Below are 6484 nucleotides of genomic sequence, written 5' to 3'. Positions count from 1 at the left end.
CATCGAGTGCACGTTCAACCTGCTCAAGCGCTTCCGTCGCTTTGCCACACGCTACGAGAAGACTGCACGTAACTACGCGGCCATGGTCGCTCTGACCTGCGCTCTCTGCTGGCTGCGAATTTAGGGACAGGCCCTAGTGGAACAGCGCGTTGAAGCGCTCCAGCCCCTCGGCCTTCACCGAGATCACGCCGATCCCGTAGCAGCTCGCGTCGTCCTGGACTCCGTTCGCATCTGCGAATGCCACGATGGACATGGGTGACGCCCCCTCGGTTTACCCGTGAGACGAGGCCGCGGACGGCGACCGCATCCCGATCCCCGCGGTCCGGACCGAAATCCCGGTCTGGACGTTCCCTCCCAGGCTACGGAGGGCGTGGCGCGGCGGTCAAGACAGTCCCTGTGACATGGGTTACGGACCCCGGGAGGCCGCCATCCCGCCTCCACCACGGCGAGCTTCTTCCCCCGCTTCCGCCCCCATCGTCCCGTGGTTCACCAGCGTCTCTCGCGGCCCCCACGCCCACCGTGCTGACCCCCGCAGGCCTCTTTCGCGGCCTTACCCACGCCTCACGGAGCACGCCCCACCGTCTGGCGACCTTACGTACGTGTCACTGACCTCACCAAGCTCGTTACGCTGGCTCACCCCCGCCGTCCTGACCCCGCGCCCGCCGCTCTGCGGCCTCACCCACACCTCACGGTCCTCGCGGGGCCGTCTGGCGAGCTTACGTACGCCTCACGGACCTCGGAAAAGTCGTCTGGCGACCTTACCCACGCCGCCATCGAGACGATTCCTCACACCGGGCGCTCTCCCCGACCAGCTCCCTCACGCCTCTCCGAAGTCATGCGCGCTGCCCAGTCCGCCCTTCCAGATGGATTACGCCCCCGCTAGATTGCTCCGATGCGTACTTGCGTCCGGAGGACGGTCAGAGCTGCTTTGAGCACCACCTTGATCTTCGTCGCTGCCTGCGGCGAGACCCAGAAGCCGGGCGACGGAGGACCGGCCGGGTACAATGCGTACCAGTGCCCCGCGCCCGTCGGGGAGATCGTGCGGGAGGACTGCTCGCAGCTCGGCCTCAACTACGACGGCGTCTCGGCGAGCGGCAGCCTCGACGTCGGCGGCGTGGTGGGCGCGTCGGGGGAGTACAAGCAGCAGGCGATCCGCGCGGCCGACACGCTCATCCAGGTGCTCAAGGACCAGCGCGTGGCCCTCTGCCACGGCTTCAACACCTGCAAGATGACCGTCGCCGAGTACCGGCAGGACCAGCGGCGCATCGACGACACCTTCGCCTTCGTCGCCACCATCACCGAGCGGCTGAAGAGCATGAGCGGCGACGAGGTGCAGGCGGTGCTCAGGCAGCTCAACGACATCCGCACGAGCGGCACGCTCGCGGGGCGCGCCTCCGGCGAGCCGCTGCCGCAGCTCCCGCCTCCTTCGAACCCGGCCGTGGACCGGGCCCTGCCCGCGCGCGGGGACCCGTCGGCGGCCAACGCGTGGCGCCCGGGGATGTACATGATGCAGGCCGTGGGGCGGGTGGCGGCCATGGCGCACCAGGTGGAGCAGAAGACGACGCTCGGGTTCGACCGCGACCACGCCTGCGTGCTCGGCGCGTTCGTGAAGACGCGCTCCATCCAGAGCATGTGGCAGACGTTCAACGGCGGGGTGAAGTACGCCCTCATCGGCGGCGGCGAGGACAACGCCATCGACGTCGACATCGGCATCGCCGACGAGAACGGGCGGGTCCTGGTGAGCGACACCGCCGACGACGCCAACCCGGTCGTGGAGTTCACGCCGCCGGCCTCGGGGCGCTACGAGATCCGGCTGAGCCTCGCCGACTCGAAGGCGAGCGGCTCCTTCGTGGCGATGGCGCTGATGCAGGACGGCGGCTACGCGATCCCCGCGAACAGGCTCCTGCAGTCGTTCTCGAGCGCGATCCGCTACGGGTCGAAGCTGTCCGAGCAGGTGCAGCCGGGGCTCGTGTTCCACGGCGGCGGCGACTGGGCGTTCTTCGGGACGGTGCTCGAGCCGAACCAGAGCAGCACCTTCAGCGGCATCGACGTGGCGGGCACCCCGACCGTGGCGCTCGCCGCCGGTGACGACAGCTCCCTCAACCTGGACCTGGAGGTGCGGGACGGGTCGAGCGACAGGGTGGTGGTCGTCGACAAGGACAAGGACGCCGTCCCGAACACGGTGATCCAGCCCGGCAACTACAAGGTGCTGGTGCAGAACCCGAGCAGCAACGGCGCGACCATGGTGACGCTGCTCCTGCTCGACGTGGCCCAGTGACCCTCTCCTGAGCCTCTGATCTCCTACGCCACCCGCCGGATCCAGCGCCGGTCCTCGTCGGTCAGCGCGGCCTGAGGGACGGTCGCCCGGCGCAGCACAGGCAACACCCGGGCGGGGTCGCTGCCGCACAGGCCCGAGGCCCACGCGGGGTTGGCCTCCACCACGCCCCACCCGCGGCCCGCCATCCTCCCGACGTCGACGACCACCGCCGGAGGGAGCGCCACCTCGGGGTCGGCGAGCAGGGCCCGGAGCGCCGCGGACGCGGCCTCGACCTCCGCGGTGTCGGCCTCCCAGTCCCCCGCGGCGTCGCGCGCCAGCTCCCCGCCGCGGATGTACGGCGAGAGCGTGAGGGCCTCGCGTCCGCGGACGAAGAACCGGAACTCCACCTCGAAGACGACCGGCTCGCTCACGAGCACCGGCAGGTCCGGCGGCAGCACCGGGTCTGGATCGATCGCGGCGCCGTCCGCGTAGACGCGCGCGGGGAAGCACTTCTCGTCGGTGGGTTTCACGAACACGCGTTCGTGGAGGGTCAGCGCTTCGGCGAGGGTGGTGAGGCGCACCTCGCGGAGGCGGTGACGCGCGGGGAGATCCGGGAGCCAGGCGGCGTCGGGTTCGAGCAGCGCGATCCCGAGCTCGCCCGCGATGGCGTCGGCGAGGAGGGTCTCGCCGTAGAGGACGGGCTCGCGCGCGGCGAGGCCTTCCGGGCACTGGAAGGTGTGGAGGCGCTCGACGTCCCAGCCGGCCTTGAGTGCCGCGGTGAACAGCGCGTTCGAGTCGGAGCTGTAGCGGTGCGAGAGGACGAGGGTGGGCATGCGGGCGCAGAGGGCAGGGTGCCCGAGGCGCGGCGATCGGACAAGGCTGGGAGGTTCTGCGCGTCGGTTTCCGCTGGCTGGCTACAGTTGATCGACGATTCAAGTCCGGTCATGCCGCACAGAAGACGCAAAGCCTCTACTGGATCTCCGAAGGCGGTGGCTTTGAGTCTTCGGGAGCGAGGGCTTCGAGCTTCGTCAGCCATTCGCTGAAGCGAGGACAACGTGCGCGGAGAGCCGCAAGACCGATGCTTTCAATAGCCAGAGGAACATGCACACTTTTCTTGTAGCCCAGGATGGCTGCTTCGAGCCGCTTCGAAGGCGCTGTCTCCTCGCCGTCATTGACCTCCTCCGGCGAGATCACGCGGAGTAGCTGCTGGAGTGGAAGCAGCGCGGGACGGTCCTCGACGTCGAGAACTTCATTGAGCTTGTCGAGTCCTGCGAGTACGAGCGCTTCGAACTCATGCCGCTGCAGGTACGGGATGAAGCGCCAGTCGTTGTTGACTCTGGCCTTCATCGCCTCTTCAAGCAGCGCCGCCCGCTTGTTCGTGTCTGCTACAGCGCCGTGCGTCTTGAAGCCTGGGAAGTTCTTGGGGAGACCGTACAGATCAAAGAGGGTGGTGAAGCGGACGCTGGTGCCGCGTTGCTCGCCCATGAGCTTCACCAGATCGTCTCGCCATTTCGTCCAGTCGCCACCGCCTTTTTGCTTCGTCCCATGACGATCACGACTCTTGGCCACGATGCTGACGAAAGTAGCGATTCCGAGCGACGCGAGATGTGGCTCCAGCACATGTCTCACGAAGTACTCTTCGGTCTCTCCCTCGACGATGATGTACAGCCGCATCACGGCCGACCCCCGAGGATGTTCTTGTCGTAGAGTTCGGACAGCGAGTAGTCCTCCAGCCATGAGGCCAAGGCCTCTTCATCGAGGCGCCTCAGTTCAGTCGCACCGTCCTTCCGTTCAGCGACCACGATATCCCTCGGCAAGAACGCGTCGAGCACTGCGGGAGACTGCGTGGATACGATGACCTGTCGGCGTGTAGCGACGCTCTGGATAAGTCCGCAGAGAACTGCGAGCGCCGCTGGATGGAGGCCCAGCTCAGGCTCGTCGATGCACGTCAGACCCGGCAACAGATCGGAGGGTTGACCCAGAGCTGTAAGCAGGGCGATGGCACGCAATGTCCCGTCTGAGAGGTGCGACGGACCAAACAGCTCTCCACGGTCATCGACCCAATCGAGGCGTACGCCATCTCGTCCACTTACCGGCTGGAGTTCTCGTACGAAGGGCGCGACGCGGTGCACAAGGCCCTGGATGCGCTTCCACGATGCTCTACGGTTTTCGTCGGACGAGTCGCGAAGCGCCAAGAGGAAGCTTGCCAGGTTGTCGCCATCAGAACGCAGGAAGGTGTCAGCCTCCGGATCCGAGAAGGTTCGCAGTGGTGAATTGATGGAGGTGTCGTGAAAATGGTAAAAATTTAGCTGTCGCAGCAGCCAGAGCGCTGTCCGAGCGGTCGTGCCCCTCTCGCTGCGCTCTGTCTCCGCTCTCTCCTTGAGACGCGATTCACGATGGCCGGTCCCCATGGAGTGCCACCTCCAGGACTGGTCTTTCTGATGGCGAAACCCGGCTCGTTCCTCGACGAATTGCAGGCTGTTGTCGGCACTGAAGTCGAGCCGCGCCTCGTAAGCCAGCTCCTGACCCTTGTTCGTCTCGAACTCGAGCCCAAGCTCAATGATGCGCGTCTGGTGCGGGCCGTAGTGCATCAGGAACTTGGCACCGCCCCGGCGGCTCACGAAGTACTGCAGCGAATCGAACGCCAGCATCCGGACCATCGTGAGTGCGCCCAGGAGATTCGACTTGCCCGCTCCATTGGGTCCGATGAGGATGGTGACGGGACCGAGGGCTAGCTCTACACGCTTCAGAGAGCGGAACCCTGCAATCCGGACACGTTTTAGCTTGGATGTCGCCCGTCGGTTCTCTTCGCCCGATGTAGACGGAAGGTTGCTCTCCATCGTCACGCTCGATGTGATGGGCCTCGGATTGGGCACCCGCGAGCATGGTGTTTCCCTCTCCACGGGTCAACGCCTCCGTAGGCCGGTGCCAGGGCCACTGACCCTCGCTTGCATCTCTCTTCGTCGAGCGCCGTCGAGCGCCGAGCGGCAGATGGGAACGCACGAGGAGAGCTGGTGCTGCTACGTGAGGCTCGCTTGCGCGGCGTGGAGGCGGAGGATGGTGATCTCGGGCGGGGCGCCGATACGGATGGGGGGACCGGTGGTGCCCATGCCAGGGTTCACGTAGAGGGTGGCGGTGCCGTCGCGGTACACGCCAGCGTGGAAGCGGTAGAAGAAGCGGGCGAGGTTGTGGCGGGTGGCCCCGACCGGGGCGGCGAACTGGCCCCAGTGGGTATGGCCGCTGAGCACGAGCGAGGCGCCCTTCGCCGCGAGCTTGGGGAAGAGGGCGGGGTCGTGGGCGAGGGCGATGAGGGGGAGGGAAGGGTCGCGGCCGGCGACGGCGCGGGCGACGTCGGCGCGGCGGGTCCACACGTCGTCGACGCCGGCCAGGGTGATGCGGTCGCCTGCGCGGGAGACCTGGGTGTGCTCGTTGCGGAGCACGACGATGCCGGCGGCGCGGAGGCGGGCGACGAGCGGGTCGCCGTCGCCGAAGTAGTCGTGGTTGCCCATCACGGCGAAGACGCCGTCGCGGGCGCGGAGGGCCGACAGGGCGCTGGCGATGTCGTCGTGGAAGGCGGTGCCGCTCGTCACGTAGTCGCCGGTGAGGGCGACGAGGTCGGGCTCGAGGGCGTTGGCGCGGGCGACCCAGGTGTCGATGCGCTCGCGGGGGCACATGAAGCCGACGTGGAGGTCGGAGAGCTGGGCGATGCGGTAGCCGTCGAAGGCGGCGCCGAGGCCAGGGATGGAGACGTCGATGGTGCGGATGCGCACCCAGCGGCGGCCGATGAGGACGCCGTAGAGGGCGAGGACGAGGCAGGCGCCGTAGATCGCGGCAGCCAGGGCGCCGACGCCGAGGGAGACGCGTTCGGGGAAGGTGAGGTGGGCGAGGCCGAGGACGACGAGCCCGACCAGGAGGAGGACGGAGGCGCCGAGGGTCGCGCACCAGTGGGCGAAGTAGAGCTCCTCGCCGAGGCGGACGAGGGGCGCGAAGACGCCGGCGGAGGGCTGGTCGGCCATGACCCGGCGGAGGGGGACGCGGAGCAGCGCGGCGGCGAGGATGCCGGCGATGGCGGCGAGCCAGGGCGCGCCAGGGACCCCGAGGGAGGCGAGGACGTGGTGGAGGCCGAGGGCGAAGGGGACCTGACAGAGGGCGGTGAGCAGGTGGATGACGATCCAGAAACGGCGCATGAGCGGGGCCCGCCCCGAGGCCTGCGCGGCGGGGTGCCGC

General features: G+C 67.9%; 5 protein-coding genes and 1 pseudogene. 2 read left to right on the top strand and 4 right to left on the bottom strand.

The genetic code is table 11. The features are described 5' to 3' along the window. Together CAP_RS49315 and CAP_RS38680 are read left to right on the top strand one after the other, a co-directional pair. Positions 1-124, top strand: a pseudogene (locus CAP_RS49315) (IS5/IS1182 family transposase); the annotation flags it as partial. 804 nt (positions 125-928) lie between these two features. Then, complete coding sequence (locus tag CAP_RS38680; protein ID WP_044250244.1) at positions 929-2278, top strand: hypothetical protein; 1350 nt, start codon at positions 929-931, stop codon at positions 2276-2278. A 23-nt stretch (positions 2279-2301) separates the two neighbouring features. On the opposite strand, the gene CAP_RS38675 is transcribed toward CAP_RS38680, so the two are convergent. The 4 genes from CAP_RS38675 to CAP_RS38660 form a co-directional block, all read right to left on the bottom strand. Beyond that, a complete protein-coding gene (locus CAP_RS38675) occupies positions 2302-3090 on the bottom strand; it encodes an ATP-grasp domain-containing protein (RefSeq protein WP_044250243.1) in 789 nt (262 codons plus the stop codon). A 136-nt stretch (positions 3091-3226) separates the two neighbouring features. Then, the gene (locus CAP_RS38670) at positions 3227-3931 is read right to left on the bottom strand and encodes a DUF4276 family protein (protein WP_052376742.1); all 705 of its coding nucleotides are present in this window, start codon (positions 3929-3931) and stop codon (positions 3227-3229) included. Continuing rightward, positions 3931-5097 (bottom strand): AAA family ATPase, encoded by a 1167-nt coding sequence (locus CAP_RS38665; protein ID WP_044250241.1) that lies wholly within the window; start codon positions 5095-5097, stop codon positions 3931-3933. The genes CAP_RS38670 and CAP_RS38665 overlap by 1 nt, the downstream gene beginning before the upstream one ends. 180 nt (positions 5098-5277) lie before the next feature. Then, positions 5278-6444, bottom strand: coding sequence for a metallophosphoesterase (locus tag CAP_RS38660; protein ID WP_044250240.1), 1167 nt, complete (start codon positions 6442-6444; stop codon positions 5278-5280). Positions 6445-6484 lie beyond the last annotated feature (40 nt).

It is taken from the genome of Chondromyces apiculatus DSM 436, from assembly GCF_000601485.1.
GTDB classification, from domain to species: Bacteria; Myxococcota_A; Polyangia; order Polyangiales; family Polyangiaceae; genus Chondromyces; species Chondromyces apiculatus.
Note: the sequence above shows the minus strand (reverse complement) of the source record. Positions and strands in the feature narration are given on the sequence as shown.